This is a genomic window from Pseudomonas sp. 28 E 9 (assembly GCF_900004785.1).
Classification (GTDB): Bacteria; Pseudomonadota; Gammaproteobacteria; order Pseudomonadales; family Pseudomonadaceae; genus Aquipseudomonas; species Aquipseudomonas orientalis_A.
Genome location: NZ_CVTK01000041.1, coordinates 56,588 through 81,430, shown reverse-complemented (window position 1 = coordinate 81,430; position 24,843 = coordinate 56,588). Strand labels below are relative to the sequence as shown.

Genomic DNA, 24,843 nt, shown 5'->3' with positions numbered 1-24,843 from the left:
TCATGTCGATCGAAGTCCGTAATGTCAGCAAGAACTTCAACGCCTTCAAGGCCCTGGACAGCATCAACCTGGATATCCAGAGTGGCGAGCTGGTGGCGTTGCTGGGCCCGTCCGGCTGCGGCAAGACCACCTTGCTGCGCATCATCGCAGGCCTGGAAACCCCGGACGCCGGCAGCATCGTGTTCCACGGCGAGGACGTCTCCGGTCACGATGTGCGTGATCGCAACGTGGGCTTTGTGTTCCAGCACTACGCGCTGTTCCGCCACATGACCGTGTTCGACAACGTCGCTTTCGGCCTGCGCATGAAGCCGAAAAACCAGCGCCCCACCGAAAGCCAGATCGCGAGCAAGGTTCACGAGTTGCTGAACATGGTGCAGCTCGACTGGCTGTCTGACCGTTACCCGGAACAACTCTCCGGCGGCCAGCGCCAGCGTATCGCCCTGGCCCGCGCCCTGGCGGTGGAGCCCAAGGTGCTGCTGCTGGACGAACCCTTCGGCGCCCTCGATGCCAAGGTGCGCAAAGAGCTGCGCCGCTGGCTGGCGCGCCTGCATGAAGATATCAACCTGACCTCGGTGTTCGTGACCCACGACCAGGAAGAGGCCATGGAAGTCGCCGACCGTATCGTGGTGATGAACAAGGGCGTGATCGAGCAGATCGGCTCACCGGGCGACGTCTACGAAAACCCGGCCAGCGACTTTGTGTACCACTTCCTGGGCGACTCCAACCGCTTGCACCTGGGCGAGGACAAACACCTGCTGTTCCGCCCGCACGAGGTGTCGCTGTCACGGCATGAGCTTGAAGATCACCACGCAGCTGAGGTACGGGACATCCGGCCGCTGGGTGCGACTACTCGCGTGACCCTGAAGGTCGAAGGCCAGCCCGAGCTGATCGAAGCCGAAGTGGTGAAGGACCATGACAGCCTGACCGGCCTGACCCGTGGCGAGACCCTGTTCTTCAAACCCAAGGTCTGGCAAAAAGCCTGAGCTAAATGTGAAAACGGGACCAATGTGGGAGGGGGCTTGCCCCCGATAGCGGTGTGTCAGTCACAAATATGCTGACTGATCCACCGCCATCGGGGGCAAGCCCCCTCCCACATTTAGATCCCGCTGGGTTTGAGATCGCGGCGTGTCACCGGGCCAGAGCGCTGCTCAATCTGCTGCTTCAGCGCCTGGCGCAACCCCAGTACAAACGCCAGCTCCGCCACCACAAACAGCGGCCCCACGATCAGCCCGGATACATCATCCACGAACGCCGGCTTCCGGCCTTCGTAGTAATGCCCGACAAACTGAATCACCCAGCCCACCACAAACATCCCGATACCGCTGCTCAACCACACCGTCGTGCTCTGCGCCGCCAGCACGTGCCCGGCCCATACCGACAAGCCCATCAGCAGCGTCATCAAGATTCCCAGGGCCAGTTCCAGGCGCAGGTAAAACCATGCCGAAAACAGCGCCAGCAGCACCGCCGGGGAAACCCACAGCGCGCCCACCGTCCATTCGGGGCGTGACAGCAGCACGGCCACCGCCACCACAATCAGGGGAATACCGATGAAATGGCTGGCGATATTGCGTGGGTCGCGGTGGTAGGCGGCGTATTGACTGAGGTGGTCGACGAGGCTTTTCATTGTTGTTCCTCCTGTAGGATGTTTGATCATGCCCTGTCAGTCGGCACCTAACTGTCAACTGGGCGACAATCTTCGGAGTTCCCATGGACACAGGCAAATGGCACGCGCACCTGGCCGGCGGCCACTGGTTTGGCCATCTGCCTGCAGACTTGCAGCATAGCCTGCTGGCGGCGGCGCGGGTGCGCACGCTGACGGCGGGGCAGTTTCTGTTCAAGCGCGGCGATCCGCCGTGTGGCCTGTATGCGGTGCTCGAAGGGACGGTGCGCATCAGCGCGGTGAATGCCCAGGGCAAGGAAGCGGTGCTGAGCCTGGTGGAGACGCCTCACTGGTTTGGCGAGATCTGCCTGTTCGACAACCTGCCGCGCACCCACGATGCGCTCGCCACGGGCCCTTGCACGCTGGCGCAGGTGCCGCAGGCGGCGATGCTCGGCATGCTCGAGCGGCATCCGGCGTATTGGCGCGATGTGGCCCTGTTGATGAGCCACAAGCTGCGCCTGTCGTTGATCAATATCGAACAGATGAGCCTGATGCCCGCGTCGGCGCGGCTGGCCCATCGGCTGCTGATGATTGCTCAGGGCTACGGTGAGCGAACGCAGGCGCGCCGGGTGTTGCAACTGCCTCAGGAAGACCTGGCGGCGATGCTCGGCCTGTCGCGCCAGACCACCAACAGCCTGCTCAGGGCACTGGAGCAACAGGGCGTGCTCGGCCTGAGCTACGGGGCCATCGAGATTCTCGACCTCAATGGCCTGCGGCTGGCTGCCGGCCTATGAACCGCGATAGGTGGAGAAGCCGTAAGGGCTGAGCAGCAGCGGGATGTGGTAGTGCTGATCAGCCTGCTTGACCTGGAAAATCACCGGCACTTCGGGGAAGAAGGTTTCGCGGTTGGCCTTCTTGTAATAGTCGCCGGTCTTGAACACCACGCGGTACTCGCCCGGTTTCATGCTGCGATCAGCGGGAAACAGTTCGGCGATGCGCCCCTGTTCGTTGGTCACGCCCTGGGACAGCGATTGCCATTGGTCGCCCACATGCTGTTCCAGGGTGACGTTGACGCCGGCGCTCGGCAGGCCGTTTTCCAGGTTGAGCACATGCACGCTCAGCGGGTTGCCGGCGGCCATGGCCAGGTTGCACAGGCCGCTCAGGCTGAGGGCGGCGAGGGTCATGCTGAGGGTTTTCATCGTGAAGTCCTTTTTGACAGAGGTGGTATCAAGGGGTGATTTTCAGGCCCAGTTGCTCGGCGGCCTGTACGGCGCAGGCTTCGTCCTGCGCGGCGCCGCCGGCACCGGCGATGCCCAGTGCGCCGACCAGCTCGGCGTCGGCGAACAGCGGCACGCCACCGCCGAGCAACAGCAACTCGGGCAAGCTGTTAAGGTTGGCGGCCTCGGGGTTGTTGCGCGCGCGCTCGGCGAACAGCCGGGTTGGGGTTTTGCTCGATAACGCCGTGTAGGCCTTGCGCTGGCTGGCGAGGCTGTTGTGTGGGCCGACGCCGTCGGCGCGCAGGCTCAGCAACAGGTTGCCGCCACGGTCGAGCACGGTCAGCGCGGCGGTGCAGTGCGTCAGGCCGGCATCGGCCAATTGGCGCGCGGTGCGCAGATCCAGCTCGGCGTGGCGTGGCAGTTGCGGCGTGGCCTGGGCGGCAGTCGCCACGGCGAGGCTCAGGAACAAGGCAGTGCGAAACATGGTGAGGGCTCCAGAAGGCAGGCCGTCACGGTAGCCAGTGGACGTGGTCAAAAGCCGCACAATTTGATGACAGGTTTGTAATCAAACCCAGAGGTAAGGCATGCAGGTGTTGTTAGTGGAAGACCAGCCGCAACTGGCGCAACGCATGGCCCAGGGCCTGAGCGAAGCGGGTTTCGGCGTGGAAGTGGCGGCCAACGGCATGGCGGCGCAGCGCTTTGTGGAAAGCACCGAGTACGACCTGGTGATCCTGGACGTGATGCTGCCGGGCCTGAATGCGTGGAAGTTGCAGCAGGCGATTCGCCAGCGCGGAGAAACGCCGGTGCTGTTCCTGACCACGCCTGATGGGATTGAAGATCGGCTGCGTGGGTTGGAATTGCATGAAGACGATTACTTGCTCAAGCCGTTTGACGCCAAGGTGTTGGTGGCGCGGGTGAGGAAGTTGTTGCGGCGGGATCGGGGGCGGTGATTGCCAGTGGCACCGCTATCGGGGGCAAGCCCCCTCTCACATTTGGACTGTGAATACCTTCAAAGTGTGGGAGGGGGCTTGCCCCCGATGAGGCCCTCACAACCCCTGCAAATCTCCCTACCGCAACCCATCCCTGAACTGCCCCGGCGTCATCCCCGTCCAGCGCTTGAACGCCCGGTTGAAACTGCTGGTATCGGCAAACCCCAGCAAGTGACTGATCTCGGCCAATGAACACTGCGGGTCGCGCAGGTGCAACAGCGCCAGGTTCTGCCGGCATTCATTGAGCAACGCGTCAAACCGACAACCTTCATCCGCCAGGTGCCGCTGCAGGCTGCGCAGACTCAAATGCAACGCCTGGGCGATCCGCTCCGCGCCGGGTTCGCCGTCGGGCAGTTGCGCCTCGATGGCGGCGCGCACCTTGCGCTCCCAGGTCAGCGGCTGCAGTTGCGCCAGTGTGCGCTTGAGCACGGTTTCATTGTGTTCGGCCAACTCCGGGTTGGCGTCGTCCAGGTGGCTGTCGAAGTCCTGGGCGGCGAACTCCAGGCGGTCTTCCTCGGCGCCAAAGAACACCGGCGCGCGAAACACCGTGTGCCAGGGCGCGGGGTCGACCGGTTCCGGGCGCTGCAGGTAAACCGCCAGCGGTGCGTAGTCGCGCCCCAGGCGATTGCGGCAGGTGCGCACATAGATCGCCGCAAACGCATCGATGGCTTCCAGCGCCGGCGCCGGGCTGCCTTCGGGTTGCAGCAGGCGAAAACGGTAGCAGTCGCCGTGTCGGCTCAACTCCAGGCTCAGGGCATCACTGACCACCTGGTGATAACGCACGATACGTTCGAACACTTCGCGCAAACTGCCGCTGGCCACCAGCGCGTAACCCAATGCATGAAAGGTCGTGGGGCTGACAAACCGCGACACCCGCAAGCCAATCGCCGGATCGCCACTGGCCTGCACCGCCAGTGCCCACAGGCGCGTGGTGGCCGACAACGGGTAGCGTGCGTTCGGGTCCTCCATCAGCAGCGGATCGAGCCCGGCCTCAAGGCACAGCGCGGCGCTGTCCAGGCCCAGGGCCTCGAGCTGCTTGCGCAGGGCGCGGGTCCAGCTGGCGAGGGAAGTCGGTTCAGTCATGGCGATTGGCGCTTGCGGTCAACAGGTTGGCGTGCGGAGCTAGCGGCCTGCGCCAGGGTTGGGTGCAGGATGCAGGCATCACTCCACAAGAGAATGGAAGCATGGACGGTACTTGTGCAAGTCCCCAGCAGATGAACGCGCAACAGCGTTCGGCGCATATCCGCGAAGTGGTGTTGGCCGAGGGCGCGCGCCTGCGCCAGCGGCACCCCTGGCTGCTGCATCAGGACGTGCTGGGCGCGGGCATCCTGGCGTTCGCGTGGGTCGGCATGCTGGGTTCGGCGGCGCTGTATATCAGCGGCCACATGGCCTGGTGGGTATGCCTGCTGCTCAATGCGTTCTTTGCCTCACTCACCCATGAGCTGGAACACGACCTGATCCACAGCATGTACTTTCGCAAGCAGCGCGTGCCCCACAACCTGATGATGGGCCTGGTGTGGCTGGCGCGGCCGAGCACGATCAACCCGTGGATTCGCCGGCACCTGCACCTCAATCATCACAAGGTCTCCGGCACCGAGGCCGATATGGAAGAGCGTGCCATCACCAACGGCGAGCCCTGGGGCATCGCGCGGTTGCTGATGGTGGGCGACAACATGATGTCCGCCGTGATCCGCCTGTTGCGCGCCAGGACCTGGCCGCACAGGTTCAGCATCCTCAAACGCGTGTTGCTGGTGTACGCACCGCTGGCGCTGCTGCATTGGGGCGCGTGGTACATCTTCCTCGGCTTTCATGCCGCCAACGGCATCGCCGGCCTGGTGGGCGCGCCCATCGACTGGTCAGCCGGGACGCTGCAGATGATGCAGGTGATCGATATCGCGGCGGTAGTGATCATCGGCCCCAACGTGCTGCGCACCTTTTGCCTGCACTTCGTCAGTTCCAACATGCATTACTACGGCGATGTGGAACCGGGCAATGTGATCCAGCAGACCCAGGTGCTCAACCCCTGGTGGATGTGGCCGTTGCAGGCGTTCTGTTTCAATTTCGGCAGCACCCACGGCATCCACCATTTCGTGGTGAAGGAGCCGTTCTATATCCGCCAGATGACGGTCAGGGTGGCGCACAAGGTCATGGCCGAGATGGGCGTGCGCTTCAATGATTTCGGCACCTTTGCGCGGGCCAATCGGTTTGAACGCGAAGAGCAACCGGACAGCGACCTTGCGTTCAGCAAGCAATGAATGCCAGCGGCAGGTCGCGAATCTGTTCGCGCACCGGTGGCTGGTAGTGATCGTCGCTGATCAGTTCATGCAGCAGCTCTTCGCGCAGTTGGTGGAACTCGAAACTGCTGCGCTGGCGCGGATGGGGCAGGGCGATCTCGACCACCTGCTTGATCCGCCCGGGCCGGGGCTCCATCACCACCACGCGGTCGGCGAGGAAAATCGCCTCTTCCACATCGTGGGTCACCAGCACCGTAGTGATTTTGGCGCGGGCGCGAATCGCCAATAGTTCGTCCTGCATCTGCTGGCGGGTCAGCGCATCCAGCGCGCCGAACGGCTCGTCCAGCAGCAGAATCCGTGGGCTGGCCACCAGGCCACGAGCGATGGCCACCCGTTGCGCCATGCCGCCGGACAGTTGGTGGGGATAGGCGCGGGTGAAGTCGGTAAGGCCCACCAGTTCGATAAAGTCGCCAATGCGTCGGCTGCGCTCAGCCTCGCTCAAGGGCTCATTGACCAGGCCCAGGCCGATGTTCTGCGCCACCGTCAGCCAGGGGAACAAGCGGTGTTCCTGGAACACGATGCCGCGTTCGCTGCCGATGCCGCTCACGGCTTTGCCATCGACCCGAATCTGCCCGCGAAACTGCGTATCCAGCCCCACCAGCAAGCGTAAAAGCGTGGACTTGCCGCAGCCGCTCGAACCGACAATCGCCACAAATTCGCCCTCGGCAATCTCCAGGTTGAATTCGCGGATGGCTTCCAGCTCGACGCCATCCACATCGAAGGACTTGCCCACATGGTTGAAGCTGACAATCGGTGCGTTCATGCGTGTCTCCAGCCGGTGACGCGGCTTTCAAGGCGTTGGCCGATAAGGTTGAGGGTGGCGCCGGTGAGGCCGACCAGCAGCATGCCGCTCATGATCAAATCCATGCGCAGCAGTTGTTGGGCGCCGATCATCAGGCTGCCGATGCCGCCATTGGACGGCATGAAGTATTCCGCGCCGATGGTGCCCAGCCAGGCGTAGATCAGGCTCAGGCGCAGCCCGGCGAAAATGCCCGGTGCCGCGCCCGGCAGTATCAGGCGGCGCAGCCGTTGGAACAGGTTCAGGCGCAGCACCTGCGCGGCTTCGTTCAATTGCGGTGACAGGTTCAACACGCTGCGCTGGGTGGCGATAAACAGCGGGAAAAACGCCGCCAGGCCAATGAACACCCACTTGGCCAATTCCCCCAGGCCAAACCAGGCCGTGAGCAACGGCACCCAGGCAAAGATTGCGATCTGGCGCAAGGCGGCCAGGGTAGGGCCGAGGACCCGCTCGCTGCGCGGTGACAAGCCCAGCCACAAGCCGATGGCAAACCCCAGGCTGGCGCCCAATGCCAGGCCGCCCAGGGTGCGCCCCAGGCTTTTGCCCAGCGCGCCCGACAGCGTGCCATCCACGACACCCGTGGCGGTGGTCTGCAGCACAGTCCATGGGCTCACCAGGATATTCGCGTCGACCCAGCCCTGCTGCGTCGCCACTTGCCACAGCGCCAGGAACCCCAGGGGCAGCAGCCACGGCTGCAGGCGCTGCCAGCCCTGGTAACGCGGGCCGCGCCGGATGTGCGCGGTGGCCGGATGCGGCCAGTGCACCCACTTGCGATCCAGCCAGCCGACGCCACGGTCCATCACCACGCCCAGCACGCCGATGACCACGATGCACACAAAGACAATATCGAGCATGAACAACTGGCGTGCCCACACCATCAGGTAGCCGATGCCTTCACTGGAGGCCAGCAACTCCACCGCCAGCAGCGACGTCCAACCGGCCGCCAGGGCCAGGCGCACACCGGCCATGAACGCCGGCAGTGCGGCGGGCAGAATCAGCCGGCGGATCAGCAGATGGGTGGGCAGGCGCAGCACGCGGGCAGCTTCGCGCAACTGCGGCTGGGCATCGCGCACGCCGACCAGCGTATGCAAGGTCACGGGTACCACGATGGCCTTGACCAGCACCACCAGTTTCAGGGTTTCGCCGATGCCGAAAAACACCATGAACAACGGGATCCACGCCAGGGTCGGCACTTGCGCCAGCGCGCTGAACGTGGGAAACACCAGGCGCTCGGCGCGCGCGCTGAAGCCCAGCCAGGCGCCGAGCAACGCACCGGCGCCGATGCCCGCCAGCAAGCCCCAGAACAAGCGCTGCACACTGATCGCCAGATGGCTCCACAGCTCGCCGCCCGCCAGTTCCACGGCGCTGCTCCACACCAGTGCAGGCGGCGGCAGGATTTGTTCGCTCATCCACTGATTGCGGCTGGCCAGCCACCACAACGCTAATAGCGTCAGCGGTAACAGCCAGGGGCTGAGCGCCGGCCAGCGCAGTGTGGGGGTTGTCAGAGGCGGGCTTAACCGTGCGGTCCGGGCCATCGGGGACCTTCCTTTCGTTATGTGATTCCGATCTTATAAAAACGTAATCAAGATTATTGTGAGATAAGAGAGGTCATTTAAAGCCCGTGCCCGGCACGCATCCAATGCATTCGGAGAATATTTTCGATGCTGTTTATGCATAGCCCGCTGCAGCCTGCGGTTTGTCTCGCATAGTTCAAAAGGTTATTAAATTGTGAATTTATAGTATTTAAAGTTTCTATCTGCCTATGGCTACTTTCAGCTCCCCAGGCGACCGTCGCCACCAGGAGCTGCCCTTATGAAACTGCCCTTCAAACGTCTGATCACGCTGTTCGCCGCTACCGCGCTGGCGGGTCTGGTGCAGGCCGCCGAGCTCAAGGAGATCCGTATTGCCGTGCCCGACCTCAGCGCCGGGAGCCAACACAGCGGTGGCGGCATCACTGATGTGTTGCGCCAACAGCAGATCTTCGAAAAGGCCTTTGCCGACCAGGGCATCACGATTCAGTGGAATTACTTCAAGGGCGCGGGCCCGGTGATCAACGAAGCCTTCGCCAATGGCCAGGTGGACCTCGCTTATCTCGGCGACCTGGCGGCCATCATCGGCCGTTCCAATGGCCTGGATACCCGTCTGCTCAGCGCTACCGCGCGTGACATCAAGCAGTACCTGGGCGTGGTGCCGGGCTCGGGCATCAAGACCCTGCACGACCTCAGGGGCAAGCGCGTCGCGGTGTTTCGCGGCACGGCCAGCCAATTGTCATTCGACAGCGCATTGGCCAGCCAGGGCCTGAGTGAAAAGGACCTGAAAGTCATCAACCTGGATTACAACGCGGCCGGTGCGGCGTTGGCCGCCAAGCAGATCGACGCGACCTGGGGCGGCTCCAACCTCACGGCGCTGCAAGCCAAGGGGCTGGCCGAGATCGCCCTGACCACCAAGGACCTGAACGGCGCCGGCAGCATCCAGGCGGTATTGGTGGGCAGCAAACAGTTTGTCGACGGGCATCCCGACGCGGTGGCCAAGTTGCTCAAGGCCCAGCAGCAGGCGGTGCAATGGTTGACCGATGACAACAACAAACAGGCCTACATCGAGCTGGTGTCGGGGCTGGCCAGTTATCCGCCAGTGATCCTGAGCAATGATTTGAAGGACCAGCAACTCAGCCAGATTTTCCCGGCGACGCTGGATCCGGTGTTCCTGGGCAAATTGCAGGATGCTGTGGATCTGGCTTCCAGAGAGAAGTTGATTCGCCGCTCGTTTCAGGTGAGTGACTGGGTGGCGCCTGGGTTGGCGGCGGCGGGGCTTTGAGTCTGGTGGTGCCTGGGCTATAGCTATCGGGGGCAAGCCCCCTCCCACATTTGAATGTATTCACACACCAGAACTTGTGAACCCAATCCAGTGTGGGAGGGGGCTTGCCCCCGATGAGGCCCTTCAGACCGCCAAACTTATATCCTGCCTGTCGACCTCCACCACCATCTCAATCATCGCTTTAGCCGCCGGCGACAACCGCGCGCCCGTGCGGCTGACGATCCCGCACCGCGCACTCAGGGTCTCCATGTTCTGCGGCAGGTTGCGCCAGTGCAGCAGCACCAGCGTGCCGCTGGCGATGTCCTCGGCGAACGCTTCCTCGGTGCCCACGCCGATGGCGTTGGACTGCAGCACGATTTTCACCAGCGCCGGGAAGTGTTCGGTCTGGATGCTCGGCGAAAAATCCATGCGCCCGCTCAGGTTTGCCAGCAGTTTGCGAATGCCCTGGGAGATCAGCGGCGCCGCCAGCGGGTAGTCGAACATGTCATTGGTCGACAGGCTGTCCTTGGCCAGCAGCGGGTGCCCCGGGCGGCAGAAAAACACGCCGCGCTTGGCGGTCAGCGCTCGGGTCTGGAAGTTCGGGTCGGCTTCGAACTGACGGATGTCGGCAATGAAGAATTCGATCTCCTCGCGGCTCAGGGCACGGCTGAGTTTTTCCCAGTTATCCACCTGGAAACTGGTGCGGATTTTCGGGTGCGCGCCGATAAACCGCGCCACCGCATCCGGCACCAGCTTCACCGCCGGCGCCGGGCCGCAGCCGAAGCGCAGGTCCCCGGCATCGAGTTTGGTCATGCGCGTGACTTCACTGCTCAGCAAGGCGGCGCCGTGCACCAGGCTCAGGGCGTGTTGCAACACCACCTGGCCTTCGGGTGTGGGGCGCAGGTCCTTGTGGCCACGGTCGACCAGCACGCAGCCGAACTCCTGTTCCAGCCCCTGGATACTGCGGCTGAACGCCGGTTGAGTGATGCCCATGGCGTCCGCCGCGCGTACGAAACTGCGGTGTTCGTTGAGGGCAATGAAGTAGCGCAGTTGACGCAGATCCATATGCATTCCCGGCATTTGAAAAATAGGTCGAAGGCATTTGCGAGCGACGGAGCTGAGGTTTTAAATGCAAGCTCTTATTCCGTCAACGAAGCATTAGTTCATTTGCTAGATCTAAAATGCATATGAATAGAGCGTTGCCGGCGAGCGTTCCACCATCCGCAGGCACATGAGGGTCACCACAATGAGCAACGCCGCATTAGCTGTTCAACCCATCGCCCAGGCACTGGACATTCATCCGGTCGCCGGCCGCATCGGCGCCGAGATCCGTGGCATCAAACTGTCCGGTCATCTCGATGCCGCCACTGTCGACGCCATCCAGCAAGCGCTGGTGCAGTACAAGGTGATCTTCTTTCGCGAACAGTCCCACCTCGACGACCAGAGCCAGGAAGCCTTTGCCCACCTGCTCGGCGAACCGATTGCCCACCCGACCGTGCCGGTGCGTGACGGCACGCGTTTCCTGATGGAACTGGACGGCACGCGCGGCCAGCGCGCCAACTCCTGGCACACCGACGTGACCTTCGTCGATGCCTACCCCAAAGCCTCTATCCTGCGTTCGGTGCTGGCGCCCGCATCCGGTGGCGACACCGTATGGGCCAACACCTCGGCGGCCTACAACGACCTCAGCGTCGAGCTGCGCGCCCTGGCGGATAACCTCTGGGCGATCCACAGCAACGAGTACGACTACGCCGCGCTCAAGCCGGATGTGGCGGTGGAGAGGCTTGAGGAATACCGCAAGGTGTTCACCTCGACGGTGTACGAAACCGAGCATCCGGTGGTGCGCGTGCACCCGGTCAGCGGTGAGAAAACCTTGCTGCTGGGGCACTTCGTCAAGCGCCTCAAGGGCTATTCCCAGGCCGACTCGACACAACTGTTCAACCTGTTGCAAAGCCACGTCACCCGCCTGGAAAACACCGTGCGCTGGCGCTGGAACAGCGGCGACGTGGCGATCTGGGATAACCGCGCGACCCAGCATTACGCGGTGGATGACTATGGCACCCAGGAGCGTATCGTGCGCCGGGTGACGCTCAAGGGCGATGTGCCGGTGGGTGTGCACGGGCAATCCAGCAAGACCACCAAAGGCCGCTAAGCAAACACAAATCCAAATGTGGGAGGGGGCTTGCCCCCGATAGCTGAGTGTCATTCAACCTTTCAGTGGCTGACACACCGCCATCGGGGGCAAGCCCCCTCCCACATTCAGACCTGTGTCGTTCTACCAGACGCCAATCTGCACCACCTTCTCCGCCTCCGGCTCACCGTAGCGAAACCATTGGCCACGCACTTCGATCTCGGTGTGGCTGATGGTGGTTCGCCGTTTCAACCCGCGCAGCCAGTCGAACAGATAACCCACATGCACCTCGCGCACGTCGGCATAGGCCGGGTCGGCGCCCAGGTCGTGTACTTCCTGCGGGTCGTTGTGCAGGTCGAACAGCTGCGGGCGGAAGCCGTCATAGGCCAGGTATTTCCAGCGCTCGCTGCGCACCATGGTCATGCGGCAACGGTCGATCGGCTGGCCCAGACGCTCGCGGGCGGGGGCCTGGAAGGCGTAGTCGTACTCGGCAATCGCATAGTGGCGCCAAGGGATCGGTTCACCGTGCAGCAGCGGGATCAGCGAGCGGCCTTCCAGGCGGTGCTCGGCGGCGGGCAGGCCCAGGGCGTCGAGGAAGGTCGGCAGTGCGTCGATGGTCTCCACCAGGCGCGCGTCCACCGAGCCACGGCTGATATCGGCACTGGCACGCGGGTCGCGCACGATCAGGGGAATGCCCACGGCAGGCTCCAGCAGGAATTCCTTTTCACCGAGGAAGTGATCGCCGAGGAAGTCGCCATGGTCGCTGGTGAACACGATCAGCGTGTCATCCCAGCGCCCGTTGCTTTGCAGGAAATCGAACAGCCGCCCGAGCTGGTCGTCGATCTGTTTGATCAGCCCCATGTAGGTTGGAATCACCGTGAGCCGCACCTCGTCGCGGGAGAAGTTCAGGCTCTCCTGGTGTTGACGAAACGCCTGGTACACCGGGTGATCGCTGGTGTGCGCCGGTTGAATCGGCGCCTGGATATGCTCGGCACCATACAGCGCGTGGTACGGCGCCGGGGCGATATAGGGCCAGTGCGGCTTGATATAGGACAGGTGCAGGCACCAGGGTTGTTCGGCCTGCTCCTGGATAAAGTCGATGGCGCGGTCGGTGGTGTAGACGGTTTCCGAGTGCTGCTCGGCAACCCGCGCCGGCAACCCGGCGTTGCGCATATGCCAGCCGCTGAGCACTTCGCCGTTTTCACCTTGCGCGGCATTGGCCCATTCATGCCACGGGTTGCTGCCGTTGTAGCCTTGCTCGCGCAGGTAATGGGTGTAGGGCGCGGACTCGCGTTTGTCCTCGAACAGCGGGCTGTCGGGGTAGATGCCGTCGTGGCGGAAATAGGTGTCGAAGCCCACTTCGTTCAGCACCTCGGCCTGGGCGCTTACAGGGTCGATATTCAAGCGCTGCAGGGCGTCCAGGTTTGGCGTGGCGTGGGTCTTGCCCACCAGCGCGGTGCGGATGCCGTGGGGGCGCAGGTAGTCGCCAATGGTCAGCTCTTCCAGGGGCAGCGGCACCGCATTCCACGCCACCTGGTGGCTGCTGACATAGCGCCCGGTGTAGGCCGACATCCGCGACGGACCGCAGATGGTGCCCTGGGTGTAGGCGCGGCTGAAACGCACGCCGGCTGCGGCGAGGCGGTCGATGTTCGGGGTGTGCAAATGGGCGTGGCCGTAGCACGACAGGTAATCGCGGCGCAGTTGGTCGCACATGATGTAGAGCACGTTGCGTACGGGTTGGGGTTGGGACATGGAGGCTCACCGGATGGAAGATAGGTGAGGTTTTTTCGCTGTTTGGGTGGGGCGCTGGCAAGTGCATTTGGGGACTGGGTTTCATGCAATGAATGCATGGGTGTTGCTACCGGCGCTTTCGCAGGCAAGCCCCCTCCCACACTTGAAATGCATTCCAGATGTGGGAGGGGGCTTGCCCCCGATGGCGTCGGTTCAGACCGCGATATTCTCAAGCGTATAACTATCTTCATCCAGCTCATCCACTTCCTTGATCTGCTCAATCATCGCCTCCGCCAACGGCGACAGCCGATACCCCGCACGGCTGACAATCCCGTAGCGGGTGTAACGCTCCTCCAGGTTTTCATCCAGCCCCGCGATCTTCAAACACAGCAACTCGCCCCGGGCCATGTGCAGCACGTCGCTGTTGGCGCTGACGATGCCGATGGCGTCCGAGCGCAGTACCACGCCCAGCAGGCTGTAGCCGTTTTCGCATTCGACGTTGGGCTGGTAATCCGGTCGGCCGCTGAGGTCGACGATGACTTTGCGCAGGTTCGGCGGGCGGATGGTCACGGCCAGCGGGTAGGTCATCAGTTCGGCGGGGCTGACGCTGTCGTGTGTGGCGAGGGGGTGTCCGATGCGGCAGCAGAAATACCAGCGGCGCGGGCGCAGGCGGTGGGTGTGGTAGTCGGGGTTGGCTTCGAAGTGGCGGGTGTCGGCGACGAAAAACTCGAACTCTTCACTGAGCAGGCGTTTGCTCAGGCTTTCCCAGTCGTCCACCTGGAACTGCACGCGTGCCTTGGGGTAGCGCCCGATAAAACTGCCGATGGCGCGGGGGATCAAGCCACCGGCCGGCGCCGGGCCGCAACCGAAGCGCAACTCGCCGGCCTCGAGGCCGTTGAACTGGCTGATCTCATTGGCCAGTTGCTGCGCGCCGCTGACCAGGCGCCGGGCATGTTCGAGCAGCACCTGGCCTTGTTTGGTCGGCGCCAGGTCTTTGCGCCCACGGTCGACCAACTGGCAGCCGGTGCTGTGTTCCAGCGCCTGGATGCTGCGGCTGAAGGCCGATTGCGACAGGTTCACCGTCAACGCCGCCGCGACGAAACTGCGCTGTTCGGCGAGGGCGATGAAGTGGCGAAGTTGGCGCAGGTCGATATGCATTTTTCACATCAAAAATATCCGGGAAATGCATTGGCTATGCATTAGGTCGACTCCTTATAAAGGCTATCTCTTATGCAGTAAATGTTCTTAAAACCATAAATAAATAACCTTAAGGAATATGCCTTGCTGGGTATTCCTGGGTTCCGGAGCCGCCCATGAGTCTGTTCAAGCCCGTTGTACCCTTCAAGCGCCTGCCGCTGGCGATGCTGCTGGCGGGCAGTGCCAGTTGGACCCCCAGTCATGCTGCCGAGCCGGCTCCGGCAGGCGAGAGCGCCAGTGGCCAGTTGGAAACCGTCACGGTCACCGCGCGGCGGCGCACCGAAAGCGCCCAGGCGGTACCGACGCCCATGAGCGTGATCGGCGGCCAGGCGCTGGAGAGCCAGCGGGTGTATCGGATTCAGGACCTGCAGCAGCTGGTGCCCAGCGTCAACGTCGCCTATATGCATGCGCGCCAGTCCAGCGTGTCGATTCGCGGCCTGGGCAACAACCCGGCCAGCGACGGCCTGGAGGGCAGCGTGGGGTTGTATATCGACAACGTCTATCTCGGGCGCCCCGGCATGGCGGTGTTCGACCTGATGGACATCGAGCAGCTTGAGGTATTGCGCGGCCCGCAGGGCACCCTGTTCGGCAAGAACACCACGGCGGGGGTGATCAATATCAGCACCCGCGCGCCGAGTTTCACCCCGGAGCGCAGCATCGAAACCTCGTTGGGCGAGGACGGTTATTTCCAGACCAAGGGCACGATTTCCGGGCCGCTTACCGATGAATTGGCCGGACGCTTTTCGGCCTATCGCACGCGCAGCGACGGCGACATCAAGAATGAACATGACGGGCACGACCTCAATGGCGGTTCGCGCCAGGGCTTTCGCGGGCAACTGCTGTACAAGCCCAATGAGGCCTTCAACCTGCGCTGGATCGGCGACTACAACGAGGAGGATTCCAGCGCCGGTACACGTGTGCTCTACAGCACCGGGCCGACCATCAACGGCACCAACCTCTATCAGTCCCGGGCCAACGCCGCGGGTGCGACCCTGGTCGATGGCACCCACCGCAAGGTCAACCTGGACAACGACCAGCACGTCACCGTGTTCCAGGGCGGCACCTCGCTGGAGGCCAACTGGACCTTGCCGAGCGATTTCACCCTGACGTCGGTCAGTGCCTATCGCTGGTGGAATTTCACCCCGCGCAACGATGACGGTCTTAACGTGCCGGCCTCGTATAACGCCGGCGTATCGGTGGAGGACAAGCAGTGGTCCCAGGAATTTCGCCTGGCTTCACCCCAGGGCGGGTTTTTCGATTACGTGCTCGGCGCCTACTACTTCGGCTCTGACCTGGATAACAAGTCCTTCGCCTATTACGGTCCCCAGGCGGATATTTGGAACGGGACGCCGAGCGGTGCGTTGAACAACGTAAGCAGCATCGGCAACGGGCATATCCGCACCGACAGTTTTGCGCTGTTCGCCCAAGGCACCTGGCACCTGACCGAACGCCTGGACTTCACCGCCGGCCTGCGCGGCACCTATGAAGAAAAAAGTGCCTGGGTGACACGCAATGCGCCGCTGGGCGGCGCTGCGGTCAGCGGCGCCGCAGCCACGGCGCGACGCGGGCGTACCGGGGCGTATGACTCGGGTGACCTGACGCAATACAGCGCGACCCCGTCGGGGCTGCTCAACCTCAGTTACCACTTCAATGACAACCTGCTGGGCTACGCCACGCTGTCACACGGCGAGAAGTCCGGCGGCGTCAACCTGGCGGTGGGCTCGGCGCCGACGGCGGGGGCCGACTCGCTGTTGATCGGCACCGAGCGCGCCAACAATGCCGAGTTGGGTTTCAAGAGCACGTTGTGGAATCGCCGCCTGCAACTCAACGCCAACCTGTTCTGGACCCAGGTCAATGGCTACCAGACCAACGCCTACGACCAGGACAACCGTGTGCAGTACCTCACCAACGCCGGCTCCGTGCGCTCGCGGGGGGTGGAAGTGGAAAGTACGCTGGTGCCGATCAAGGGCCTGACGCTGAACCTCAACGGCTCCTTCAACGACGTCAGTTACCTGTCTTACAAGGACGCACCATGCCCGCCGGAAGTCAGCCTGCGCCCCGGCGCACCGACGTCCTGCGACCTCACCGGCCACCAGGTGGTGGGCGCGTCGAAATGGATCGCCAACGCCAACGGCGAGTACAAGTGGAACCTGGATAACGGCTTTGAACCCTACGTCACCGCCAGTTATGCGTTCCGCTCCAAGGCGGTGGGCACCGTGGAAGATTCCGACTACGGGCAGATCCCGGCCTATGCGCTGGTCAACCTCTCCACCGGCCTGCGCGGCAATTACCAACAGGGGCAGTGGGACGTGTCGCTGTGGCTGAAAAACGCCTTCGACAAAACCTACTACACCACCCTGTGGACCGGCGGCAACGGCGGATACGAAGGCCTGCTGGGCGCCCCGCGTACCCTAGGCGTGACCGGGCGCTACGACTTCTAGGTCACTGCGATAGGTGGCCGGACTGAACACCCGCGTCACCAGCAGCATCGCCAGCACGGTCAGTGTCAGCACGATCCAGGCGCTGACAAAGTTGCCGGTCAGTTCGCGCAGCCAACCGGTCAGCCACGGCGAAACGGCGTTGATCAAAAAGCCCACGCCCTGGACGAAGGCGGCCAGTTGCCCGGCCTGGCGCGGGTCGCGGTGATGGTCGAGGGTCAGCAGCAGGCTCAGGGCGAAGCACGCGCCCAGGCCGAAGCCGCACAGGGCTACCCAGACGTGGGGAAAGGCCTGCGGCGCGATGATCAGGCCGAGGTAGCCGAGGGTTTGCGCCACCAGGCTGATGCCGAGCAGCGGGCGGCGGTCGATGCCGCGTTGCGCCAGCACCGGCATCAGCAGCGCGGCGATCACCTGGAAAATGGTCATGAAGGCCAGCAGCGAGCCGCTGGGCAGCACGCCCCACCCCAGTTGCTGGTAGTAGGCGGGCAGCCAGGCCACCATGCTCATATAGCCGCAATTGACCAGGCCGAAATACAGCGCAAGCAACCACGCGCGACGGTTGCGCAGCCCCTTGAAGGCGGGCGCCACGTGTGGATTCCTGGCGGCGCCCAGCGGCAGCCACGTCCATAGCAACAAGGCTGCGAGCGCCGGCAACAGCCACACACCCAACCCGGCCTGCCACTGCTGGAAGTGCGTCGCCACCACCGGGCTGAGCAACGCCGCCAGGCCGCCGCCGGCCATCAGTGAGGCCGAATAAACGCCCATCGCCACCGGTACGCGCTGATGAAACTCGCGCTTGATCATCGCCGGCACCAGCGCCTGGATCAGCGCCACGCCCGCACCACCGAGCAACGCGGTGACCAGCAGCGCCGACGCCTGACCCATCAGCCAGCGCGCCAGGCACGCCAGCAGAATCATCACCAGGCCCAGGGCGATACCGCGCCGTTCACCGAGCCGCGCTTCCACCCGCACGCCCACCAGCGCCACCAACCCCATGCAGATCACCGGCAGGCTGGTCAGCAGGGCGCTGCTCTGGAAGCTCAGGCCGGTGGCCTGGCGAATTTCGCCGAGCAACGGGCTGATGGAACTGAGGATCGGCCGCAGGTTGAGGCCGAGCACTACCAGCAGGCACCAGCCTGCAAAGGACTTATTAAGGGTCATGCAGCGCCTGTGCACCCGGTAAATGTGGCGTGAGTATGGCCAGCGCCCCGGGTATTCTGAAATTAAATATAACCATGCCAACCAGTGGCAAAGAGAATGATCATGTTCGATCCCGTATTACTGCGCAGCTTTGTCGCCGTGGTGGATTGCGGCAACTTCACCCGCGCCGCCGAGCGCCTGCACTTGACCCAATCCACCGTCAGCCAGCAGATCCGCCGCCTGGAAGATGCCGTGGCGTGCCAGTTGCTGGACCGCGATCAACGCCGTGTCGTCGCCACTGCCGAAGGCGAGCGCTTGCTGGGCTATGCGCGACGCATCCTGGCGCTGCATGAAGAAGCCGCCGATGTGTTGATCAACCAGCAAAGCGACGGCGTGTTGCGCCTGGGTGTGCCGGAGGATTTCGCGGCGCAGCGGTTGATGCCGTTGCTCTCGGCGTTTGTGCTGGCCTATCCACGGGTGCGCCTGGAGGTCACCAGCGGCCTGGGCCCCGAGCTGCAGCGCCAATACCGCAGCGGTGAGTTCGACGTGTTGCTAGTCAAGCAGATGGGCAGCAGCGATGACTGCCTGGCCTCGTGGCCCGAGCCGCTGTGCTGGGTGGACAGCCGCAGCACGCCGTGCCTGGGGCGCGACCCGTTGCCGCTGGTGGCGTTTCCCGTGGGCGGCCTGTACCGCAATGAAATGCTGCACCACCTTGAAGTGGGCGGCTGGCGCTGGCGTATCGGCTATTCCAGCGCGAGCCTGGCCAGCGTGTGTTCGGCCGTGGCGGCGGGGTTGGGCGTGAGTCTGTTGCCGCTGCGGGTGGTGCAGGCCGGGCATGTGGTGCTGGGCGCAGAGAGCGGTTTGCCCGTGGTGCAAGGCGTGCGCCTGGCGTTGTATGCCCGCAGCGGCCTGAGTGCGGCAGGGCAGTGCTTACAGGCTGAACTGTTCGATTTGTGCGCCAACAGCCCTGTTGGGCCATGCCTCTACTGAATATTTTGCATGCCTGAAACGCATTGAAAAACGCCACCTCGGCGCCAGGCCGCGCAGACCGTGGCTTTGGCGTATGAGTCAGTTTTATTTATTCAAATTAGGCATAAGCATAACTTTAAAGATTACTTTAAGAGATAAGCACCTAGCCCGATGATTCAACCCTGGACGGCCTGCCACGCAGGCCCGTCGGTTTTTAGGTTTGAAAATCGTAGGGAGTGAATCAATGGGCAATGTCCAGACCGCCGCCCGTGCCACTGAGGCGCAAGGGCGCCTGGCACCGAGCGGTGAGTTGGTCGACCTTGGCCGGCCGCACCGCGCGCCGTTGGGGCAGTTGCGCCTGCAGCAGACCCCCAAGCGGTTTTCCAGCCGGCGCGAAGGCGTTTTGTTGGGCTTGTTGGTGCTGGCCTTGCACGGCGCGGTGATCTATTGGGTGAGCCAGAAGCCCACCCCGGTGCTGCCGGTGGTGCCGCCGGAAATCCCGCCGATGACCATCGAGTTTTCCCGGCCGGCGCCGCCGGTGGTTGAACCGCCGCCGTCAGTACCACCGCCACCTCCCGTGGTCGAGCCACCGCCGCCGGTGGTGGATGAGTTGGCCGCCAAGCCGGCGCCGCCGAAACCGCTGGTAAAGCCCAAGCCCAAGCCCAAGCCTGTGCCCAAACCTGAGCCCAAGCCGGCACCCAAGGCCGTCGAACAACCGCCCGCGCCACCTGTACCGGCGCCCCCGGCACAGGTTGCACCACCAGCGCCGGCACCGGTAACGCCCGCTTCGGCCAACGCCGCGTACTTGAAAAATCCGGCGCCGGAATACCCGTCACTGGCTCAGCGGCGTGGTTGGGAAGGCACCGTATTGCTGCGGGTACACGTATTGGCCAGCGGCAAACCCGGTGAGATCCAACTGCAGAAAAGCAGCGGTCGCCAGCAACTCGATGACGCCGCATTGGCTGCCGTGAAGCGTTGGAGCTTCGTGCCGGCCAAGCAGGGTGAAGTGGCCCAGGACGGCTGGGTCAGCGTACCGATCGATTTCAAGATTCATTAATTATTCAGCGGCACAGAGGGAAAACATCATGGCTTTGGCATCTCCACTTGAATCCATCGAAAGCGCGGTGATCTGGTTGCTGGTGGTCTTTTCAGTCGCCACCTGGGGCTTGGCATTGTTGAAGGGCGTGCAGTTCGGGCGTCTCAAGGCCCAGGATCGCAAGTTTCATAAACAGTTCTGGGCCGCATCGAGCCTCGACGCCGCCGCCGAGTTGGCCGACACCCAGCCGGGTGCGGCGGCCCGGGTGGCCCGGGCCGGGTATGCCGCGATCCAGGTTGGCGATACCCCGCACGCGGCTGACCTGAGCCAGGCCATCAATCACCAGGACCGCCTCGAGCGGGCCTTGCGCCAGCAAATCGTGCGCGAGCGCCGCTCCCTGGAAACCGGCCTGGCGGTGGTCGCCAGTATCGGCAGTACCTCGCCGTTTATCGGCCTGTTCGGCACCGTGTGGGGCATCATGGAGGCGCTCAAGGGTATCAGCGCCGCCGGTTCAGCCAGCCTGGAAACCGTGGCGGGGCCCATCGGTGCGGCGCTGGTCGCGACGGGGGTGGGGATTGCCGTCGCGGTGCCGGCGGTGCTGGTCTACAACTATTTCCTACGCCGCCTGAAGCTGACGGCTGCCGACCTTGACGACTTTGCCCACGACTTCTACAGCCTGGCGCAAAAGAACGCCTTCCGTGTGCTGCTGCATCCGGCGCTGAACAAAGCCAGCGTCGGCAACCCGCAGAAAGTGAAGGAGGCGTCCTGAGATGGCCTTTTCCACGCAAGACAGTGATGAGGTGCTGAGCGAGATCAACGTCACGCCGCTGGTGGACGTGATGCTGGTGCTGCTGGTGGTGTTTATCGTCACCGCGCCGCTGCTGACCAACTCGATCCCGATCAACCTGCCCAAGACCGAGGCCGTGGCCCCGGTCGAGCAGAAAGACCCGTTGGTGGTGAGCATCGACGGTGCCGGCAAGCTGTTTATCAACAAGGACGAAATCCAGCCGGACCTGCTGGAATTCAACCTGCAGGCGGCCAAGGCCAAGGACCCCGATGTGCGGGTGCAACTGCAGGCTGACGATGGAGTGAACTACGGCGAAGTGGCGCGAGCCATGGCGTCTATCGAGCGCGCGGGGATAACCAAGCTGTCGGTGATAACCGCACGTTAGTTGCACAACAGCCTCGACGATTTTTGGGCCGTTTCCTTGGCAGGGTGCGGCCTTTTTTTATGTATGGCCGATGAGGTAAATGTGGGAGGGGGCTTGCCCCCGATGGGGCCTCTGGGCTGGCCAGTATCTTGGATCAGACCGAGTACATATCCATTATTTAGGTAACGGCCACTTAGGGTTCCGCTTTTACAGCGGCTCACTTTTGAAAAGCGCAAAAGTAAGCAAAACGCTCTTGCCCCACCACTCGGCACCTCGCTTAGGCTCGGTGTGCCCTCTCTCCGGCTTGAATCCGTGGGCCGCCGCAATGGGCCATCCATGGCCCAGTGCGGCTAACCCGGCGTCCTGCCGGGTTGCCCACGGATTCAAGCCTGCGTTCGGCCAGCGTGGTTTAACGGGGCGCCTGGGATCACAAGCAGATCAAGAGCGACTCGCTTTGCATCGTGGTTACGGTTGGGCGCTGCTGAGTTGTGTAGATACTTATGGCTATCGGGGGCAAGCCCCCTCCCACAGTTTGACCGCATGCGGGATTGAGATTTTGGTTATTAATAAATAGCTTCTTATTCCTTAACGAATATAAACCGCATCCCTATACTGGTCAGTAACGTTAAACGCTGCAGGAGGGCACACCCATGCACAGCGAGTCGATTCGTTACCTGATCGTGCCGGGTTGGCAAGGATCGCCAGAAGAACATTGGCAAAGTCACTGGCAGAACAGCCTGCCCAACAGTGCGCGCGTGGAGCAGGACGATTGGCTGACCCCGCGCCGCGAAGATTGGGTGGCCGCGTTGGCGGAGGCCATCGCCGCCGACAGCACGCCGGTGATCCTGATCGCCCATAGCCTGGGTTGCATCACCGTGGCGCACTGGGCGGCCACCGCGCCTGTGCAGTTCCTGCGTCAGGTACGCGGTGCCTTGCTGGTGGCGCCGGCGGATGTCGAACGTCCGGCCTGTGCCCCCGCCCTGCGCAACTTTGCGCCGATTCCTACCGACCTGTTGCCGTTTCCCAGCCAGGTGGTCAGCTCCGACAACGACAGTGCCGTCAGTGCGCCACGGGCATTGGAGTTGGCGCGTCATTGGGGGGCTGAAGCCGGCATATTGTCGGGCGCCGGGCATATCAATGTGAAGTCCGGCCACCAGCGCTGGGAACAGGGATTCGCCTACCTCTATCGCCTGCAAAGTCGCCTCGAGCATCACGCGCGACGCCGCGCATAAAATATTTCAACGCCCCGTCCCTTGAGTGGATGGGGCGGGAGCCTGCCATGAGTCTGCATGAAACCTACGGCCAGCCGTTGCTGACCTTCCCCGACGCCGAAAAAAGCCCGCTGAGCATCCGCGCCAAGGCGTTGGTGTTCGTCGACCCACGTTCGCGGCAGCTGCGCGAAGACCTGGAAAATCTGGCACCGCGTGCGTTGCCGGTGTTGATTCATGGCGAGACGGGGAGCGGCAAGGAGCTGCTGGCGCGGCATATCCACCGTGGCAGTGATCGCACCGGCTTGTTTGTCTCGGTCAATTGCGGCGCGATCAGCCCGACTTACGCCGACGCCGAATTGTTCGGCTACACCGCCGGTAGCTACAGTGGTGCCGCCAGCAGCCGCGCCGGCTGGTTCGGTTCGGCCAATGGCGGCACTTTGTACCTGGATGAAATCGGCGACTTGCCGTTGCCGATCCAGGTCAAATTGCTCGCCGCCCTGGAAAACCACGAAGTCACCCGCGTCGGCGCCCAGCAGCCGAGCCCGGTGGACGTGCGCCTGGTGGCCGCCACCAGCATCGACCTGGCCCAGGCCGTGGCGGCGGGCAAGTTTCATGAGCGCCTGTTCCATTATTTGAGCGAAGGTCAATTGGACCTGCCGGCGCTGCGCGAGCGGGTCGGCGACATCCTGTCCCTGGCCGAATACTTCCTGGGCATCTACAGCCAGCGCCTGGACCTGCCGGTGCCGCTGATCAGCGACGCCGCCCAGCGCGTGCTGGAGCATCACAGCTGGCCGGGCAACACCCGCGAGCTGGAAAACGTCATTCACTTTGCGCTGTTGGTGAGCAGCGGCGATGAAATTCTGCCCGAGCACCTGAACTTGCCCAGCGCCGGCTCGCCGTTGGAGCAGGTGCAGCGGATTTTCGCGAGCGCCAGCCCTGCGGAACAGGAGACGCTGCGAAAATTCCTGTATGAGCAAAATGGAATATCAACGTGAATAAAAGATATTGTTCGGGAATAAAAAATCTAGGTATTGTCCACTCCACGCCGCGATAGCACTTCGCTGGCACCTCACATGAAAACGGTCGTTAGAAGGACATTGCATGAAAAAGGTTCTGTTGTTTACCGCACTGGCGGCTGCCCTGACTGCCAGCTTCGCCCAGGCCAACGAGAAACTGGTGGTGGCCGCCACTCCGATCCCGCATGCGGAGATCCTCGAGCTGATCAAGCCGACCCTGGCCAAAGAGGGCGTGGACCTGGAAATCAAAGTCTTTACCGACTACGTACAACCCAATACGCAGGTTGCCGAAAAACGCCTGGATGCCAATTACTTCCAGACCCTGCCGTACCTGGAAAACTTCAACAAAGGTAAGGGCACCAACCTGGTGACTGTGGTCGGCGTGCACGTCGAGCCCATCGGCGGTTACTCGAAAAAGATCAAGAATATTTCCGAGCTCAAAGATGGCGCCACCGTGGCCATCCCGAACGAAGGCTCCAACAGCGGCCGCGCCCTGTTGCTGCTGCAAAAGAACGGTCTGATTACCCTGAAAGACCCGACCAACGCGTTGTCCACGCCGAAGGACATCAAGGACAACCCGAAAAACCTCAAATTCAAGGAGCTGGAATCGGCTTTGCTACCGCGCGTACTCGACCAGGTTGACCTGGACGTGATCAACACCAACTACGCGCTGGAAGCCGGCCTGAATCCGGCCAAGGATGCGCTGATCATCGAAGACGCCAAGTCGCCCTACGTGAACTTCCTGGTCGCTCGCCCGGACAACAAGGACAGCGACGCTATCCAGAAACTGTCCAAGGCGCTGACCAGCCCGGAAGTCAAAGCCTTCATCGAGAAGAAGTACAACGGCGCGGTCGTGCCGGCGTTCTGATGTAAGCCAAAACCCCCTTCAAGGTTTCAACGCCGGCGGCTATTACAGCGTCGGCGTTTTTTTGTGCCGGAGATTTGTGACCCAACCAGAAATGTGGGAGGGGGCTTGCCCCCGATGGCGGCCTCTGGGTAGACCAGGATGTAGGATCAGATCGAGTACATATCCATTCTTTAGGTAACGGCCACTTAGGGTTCCGCCCTGACGGCGGCTCACTTTGGAAAAGCCCCAAAGTAAGCAAAGGGCTCTTGCCCCACCACTCGGCA

At 62.8% G+C, this 24,843-nt stretch carries 24 protein-coding genes; 14 read left to right on the top strand and 10 right to left on the bottom strand.

The annotated features are described in order from the left end of the window. The first annotated feature begins 2 nt into the window (after positions 1-2). Complete coding sequence (locus tag BFQ00_RS10335) at positions 3-983, top strand: sulfate/molybdate ABC transporter ATP-binding protein (RefSeq protein WP_057725349.1); 981 nt, start codon at positions 3-5, stop codon at positions 981-983. A 113-nt stretch (positions 984-1,096) separates the two neighbouring features. Here BFQ00_RS10335 and BFQ00_RS10330 read toward each other — a convergent pair whose 3' ends face one another. Continuing rightward, complete coding sequence (locus tag BFQ00_RS10330) at positions 1,097-1,624, bottom strand: Mpo1 family 2-hydroxy fatty acid dioxygenase (protein ID WP_065933453.1); 528 nt, start codon at positions 1,622-1,624, stop codon at positions 1,097-1,099. 83 nt (positions 1,625-1,707) lie between these two features. Here BFQ00_RS10330 and BFQ00_RS10325 point away from each other — a divergent pair, with 83 nt between their 5' ends. Further along, positions 1,708-2,394 (top strand): Crp/Fnr family transcriptional regulator, encoded by a 687-nt coding sequence (locus BFQ00_RS10325; protein ID WP_065933452.1) that lies wholly within the window; start codon positions 1,708-1,710, stop codon positions 2,392-2,394. Here the strand turns inward: BFQ00_RS10325 and uraH are convergent. Both uraH and BFQ00_RS10315 read right to left on the bottom strand, forming a co-directional pair. Beyond that, on the bottom strand, positions 2,389-2,799 hold the full coding sequence (uraH, locus tag BFQ00_RS10320) for a hydroxyisourate hydrolase (RefSeq protein ID WP_065933451.1): 411 nt from the start codon (positions 2,797-2,799) through the stop codon (positions 2,389-2,391). The two genes, BFQ00_RS10325 and uraH, sit on opposite strands and share 6 nt — an antisense overlap. Before the next feature lie 28 nt (positions 2,800-2,827). Beyond that, positions 2,828-3,301 (bottom strand): GlcG/HbpS family heme-binding protein, encoded by a 474-nt coding sequence (locus BFQ00_RS10315; RefSeq protein WP_065933450.1) that lies wholly within the window; start codon positions 3,299-3,301, stop codon positions 2,828-2,830. 100 nt (positions 3,302-3,401) lie between these two features. On the opposite strand from BFQ00_RS10315, the gene BFQ00_RS10310 reads away from it, so the two are divergent. Continuing rightward, a complete protein-coding gene (locus tag BFQ00_RS10310; protein ID WP_057725354.1) occupies positions 3,402-3,767 on the top strand; it encodes a response regulator in 366 nt (121 codons plus the stop codon). A 117-nt stretch (positions 3,768-3,884) separates the two neighbouring features. On the opposite strand, the gene BFQ00_RS10305 is transcribed toward BFQ00_RS10310, so the two are convergent. Next, the gene (locus BFQ00_RS10305) at positions 3,885-4,889 is read right to left on the bottom strand and encodes an AraC family transcriptional regulator (protein ID WP_065933449.1); all 1,005 of its coding nucleotides are present in this window, start codon (positions 4,887-4,889) and stop codon (positions 3,885-3,887) included. A gap of 101 nt (positions 4,890-4,990) precedes the next feature. On the opposite strand from BFQ00_RS10305, the gene BFQ00_RS10300 reads away from it, so the two are divergent. Then, the gene (locus tag BFQ00_RS10300) at positions 4,991-6,061 is read left to right on the top strand and encodes a fatty acid desaturase (protein ID WP_065933448.1); all 1,071 of its coding nucleotides are present in this window, start codon (positions 4,991-4,993) and stop codon (positions 6,059-6,061) included. Here the strand turns inward: BFQ00_RS10300 and BFQ00_RS10295 are convergent. After that, positions 6,048-6,863: an ABC transporter ATP-binding protein gene (locus tag BFQ00_RS10295; RefSeq protein WP_065933447.1), complete on the bottom strand. Its 816-nt coding sequence runs from the start codon at positions 6,861-6,863 to the stop codon at positions 6,048-6,050. The two genes, BFQ00_RS10300 and BFQ00_RS10295, sit on opposite strands and share 14 nt — an antisense overlap. Beyond that, positions 6,860-8,434 (bottom strand): ABC transporter permease, encoded by a 1,575-nt coding sequence (locus BFQ00_RS10290; RefSeq protein ID WP_065933446.1) that lies wholly within the window; start codon positions 8,432-8,434, stop codon positions 6,860-6,862. Before BFQ00_RS10290 ends, BFQ00_RS10295 begins: the two co-directional genes overlap by 4 nt. A 277-nt stretch (positions 8,435-8,711) precedes the next feature. Between BFQ00_RS10290 and BFQ00_RS10285 the strand changes: the two genes are divergently transcribed. Next, positions 8,712-9,713, top strand: a complete 1,002-nt coding sequence (locus BFQ00_RS10285; protein WP_065933445.1) for an ABC transporter substrate-binding protein — start codon at positions 8,712-8,714, stop codon at positions 9,711-9,713. Between the two features lie 123 nt (positions 9,714-9,836). Here BFQ00_RS10285 and BFQ00_RS10280 read toward each other — a convergent pair whose 3' ends face one another. Further along, positions 9,837-10,757: a LysR family transcriptional regulator gene (locus BFQ00_RS10280; RefSeq protein WP_065933444.1), complete on the bottom strand. Its 921-nt coding sequence runs from the start codon at positions 10,755-10,757 to the stop codon at positions 9,837-9,839. A 181-nt stretch (positions 10,758-10,938) separates the two neighbouring features. On the opposite strand from BFQ00_RS10280, the gene BFQ00_RS10275 reads away from it, so the two are divergent. Further along, positions 10,939-11,844 (top strand): TauD/TfdA dioxygenase family protein, encoded by a 906-nt coding sequence (locus BFQ00_RS10275; protein ID WP_065884684.1) that lies wholly within the window; start codon positions 10,939-10,941, stop codon positions 11,842-11,844. A gap of 123 nt (positions 11,845-11,967) precedes the next feature. Here BFQ00_RS10275 and BFQ00_RS10270 read toward each other — a convergent pair whose 3' ends face one another. Together BFQ00_RS10270 and BFQ00_RS10265 are read right to left on the bottom strand one after the other, a co-directional pair. Beyond that, positions 11,968-13,575 carry an alkaline phosphatase family protein gene (locus BFQ00_RS10270; RefSeq protein ID WP_065933443.1) on the bottom strand — a complete coding sequence of 536 codons (1,608 nt, stop codon included), beginning with the start codon at positions 13,573-13,575 and terminating at the stop codon, positions 11,968-11,970. Between the two features lie 192 nt (positions 13,576-13,767). After that, positions 13,768-14,712: a LysR family transcriptional regulator gene (locus tag BFQ00_RS10265; protein ID WP_065933442.1), complete on the bottom strand. Its 945-nt coding sequence runs from the start codon at positions 14,710-14,712 to the stop codon at positions 13,768-13,770. A gap of 155 nt (positions 14,713-14,867) precedes the next feature. Between BFQ00_RS10265 and BFQ00_RS10260 the strand changes: the two genes are divergently transcribed. Then, the gene (locus tag BFQ00_RS10260) at positions 14,868-17,192 is read left to right on the top strand and encodes a TonB-dependent receptor (protein WP_065933441.1); all 2,325 of its coding nucleotides are present in this window, start codon (positions 14,868-14,870) and stop codon (positions 17,190-17,192) included. Here BFQ00_RS10260 and BFQ00_RS10255 read toward each other — a convergent pair. Next, positions 17,163-18,350, bottom strand: coding sequence for a CynX/NimT family MFS transporter (locus tag BFQ00_RS10255; protein ID WP_065933440.1), 1,188 nt, complete (start codon positions 18,348-18,350; stop codon positions 17,163-17,165). The genes BFQ00_RS10260 and BFQ00_RS10255 overlap by 30 nt on opposite strands. A 102-nt stretch (positions 18,351-18,452) precedes the next feature. Here BFQ00_RS10255 and BFQ00_RS10250 point away from each other — a divergent pair, with 102 nt between their 5' ends. The 7 genes from BFQ00_RS10250 to BFQ00_RS10220 all read left to right on the top strand — a co-directional run bounded on the left by BFQ00_RS10250 (position 18,453) and on the right by BFQ00_RS10220 (position 24,580). Continuing rightward, positions 18,453-19,319 carry a LysR family transcriptional regulator gene (locus tag BFQ00_RS10250; RefSeq protein ID WP_065893823.1) on the top strand — a complete coding sequence of 289 codons (867 nt, stop codon included), beginning with the start codon at positions 18,453-18,455 and terminating at the stop codon, positions 19,317-19,319. A gap of 223 nt (positions 19,320-19,542) precedes the next feature. Continuing rightward, positions 19,543-20,355, top strand: coding sequence for an energy transducer TonB (locus BFQ00_RS10245; RefSeq protein WP_065933439.1), 813 nt, complete (start codon positions 19,543-19,545; stop codon positions 20,353-20,355). Positions 20,356-20,383: 28 nt separating this feature from the next. Continuing rightward, complete coding sequence (locus BFQ00_RS10240; protein ID WP_065933438.1) at positions 20,384-21,103, top strand: MotA/TolQ/ExbB proton channel family protein; 720 nt, start codon at positions 20,384-20,386, stop codon at positions 21,101-21,103. Position 21,104: 1 nt separating this feature from the next. Beyond that, positions 21,105-21,506, top strand: coding sequence for an ExbD/TolR family protein (locus tag BFQ00_RS10235; protein ID WP_065893820.1), 402 nt, complete (start codon positions 21,105-21,107; stop codon positions 21,504-21,506). A gap of 629 nt (positions 21,507-22,135) precedes the next feature. Then, positions 22,136-22,717, top strand: coding sequence for an alpha/beta hydrolase (locus BFQ00_RS10230; protein WP_065884672.1), 582 nt, complete (start codon positions 22,136-22,138; stop codon positions 22,715-22,717). A 47-nt stretch (positions 22,718-22,764) separates the two neighbouring features. Then, positions 22,765-23,691 carry a sigma 54-interacting transcriptional regulator gene (locus BFQ00_RS10225; RefSeq protein ID WP_065933437.1) on the top strand — a complete coding sequence of 309 codons (927 nt, stop codon included), beginning with the start codon at positions 22,765-22,767 and terminating at the stop codon, positions 23,689-23,691. Positions 23,692-23,797: 106 nt separating this feature from the next. Beyond that, on the top strand, positions 23,798-24,580 hold the full coding sequence (locus tag BFQ00_RS10220; RefSeq protein ID WP_065933436.1) for a MetQ/NlpA family ABC transporter substrate-binding protein: 783 nt from the start codon (positions 23,798-23,800) through the stop codon (positions 24,578-24,580). Positions 24,581-24,843: the final 263 nt, after the last annotated feature.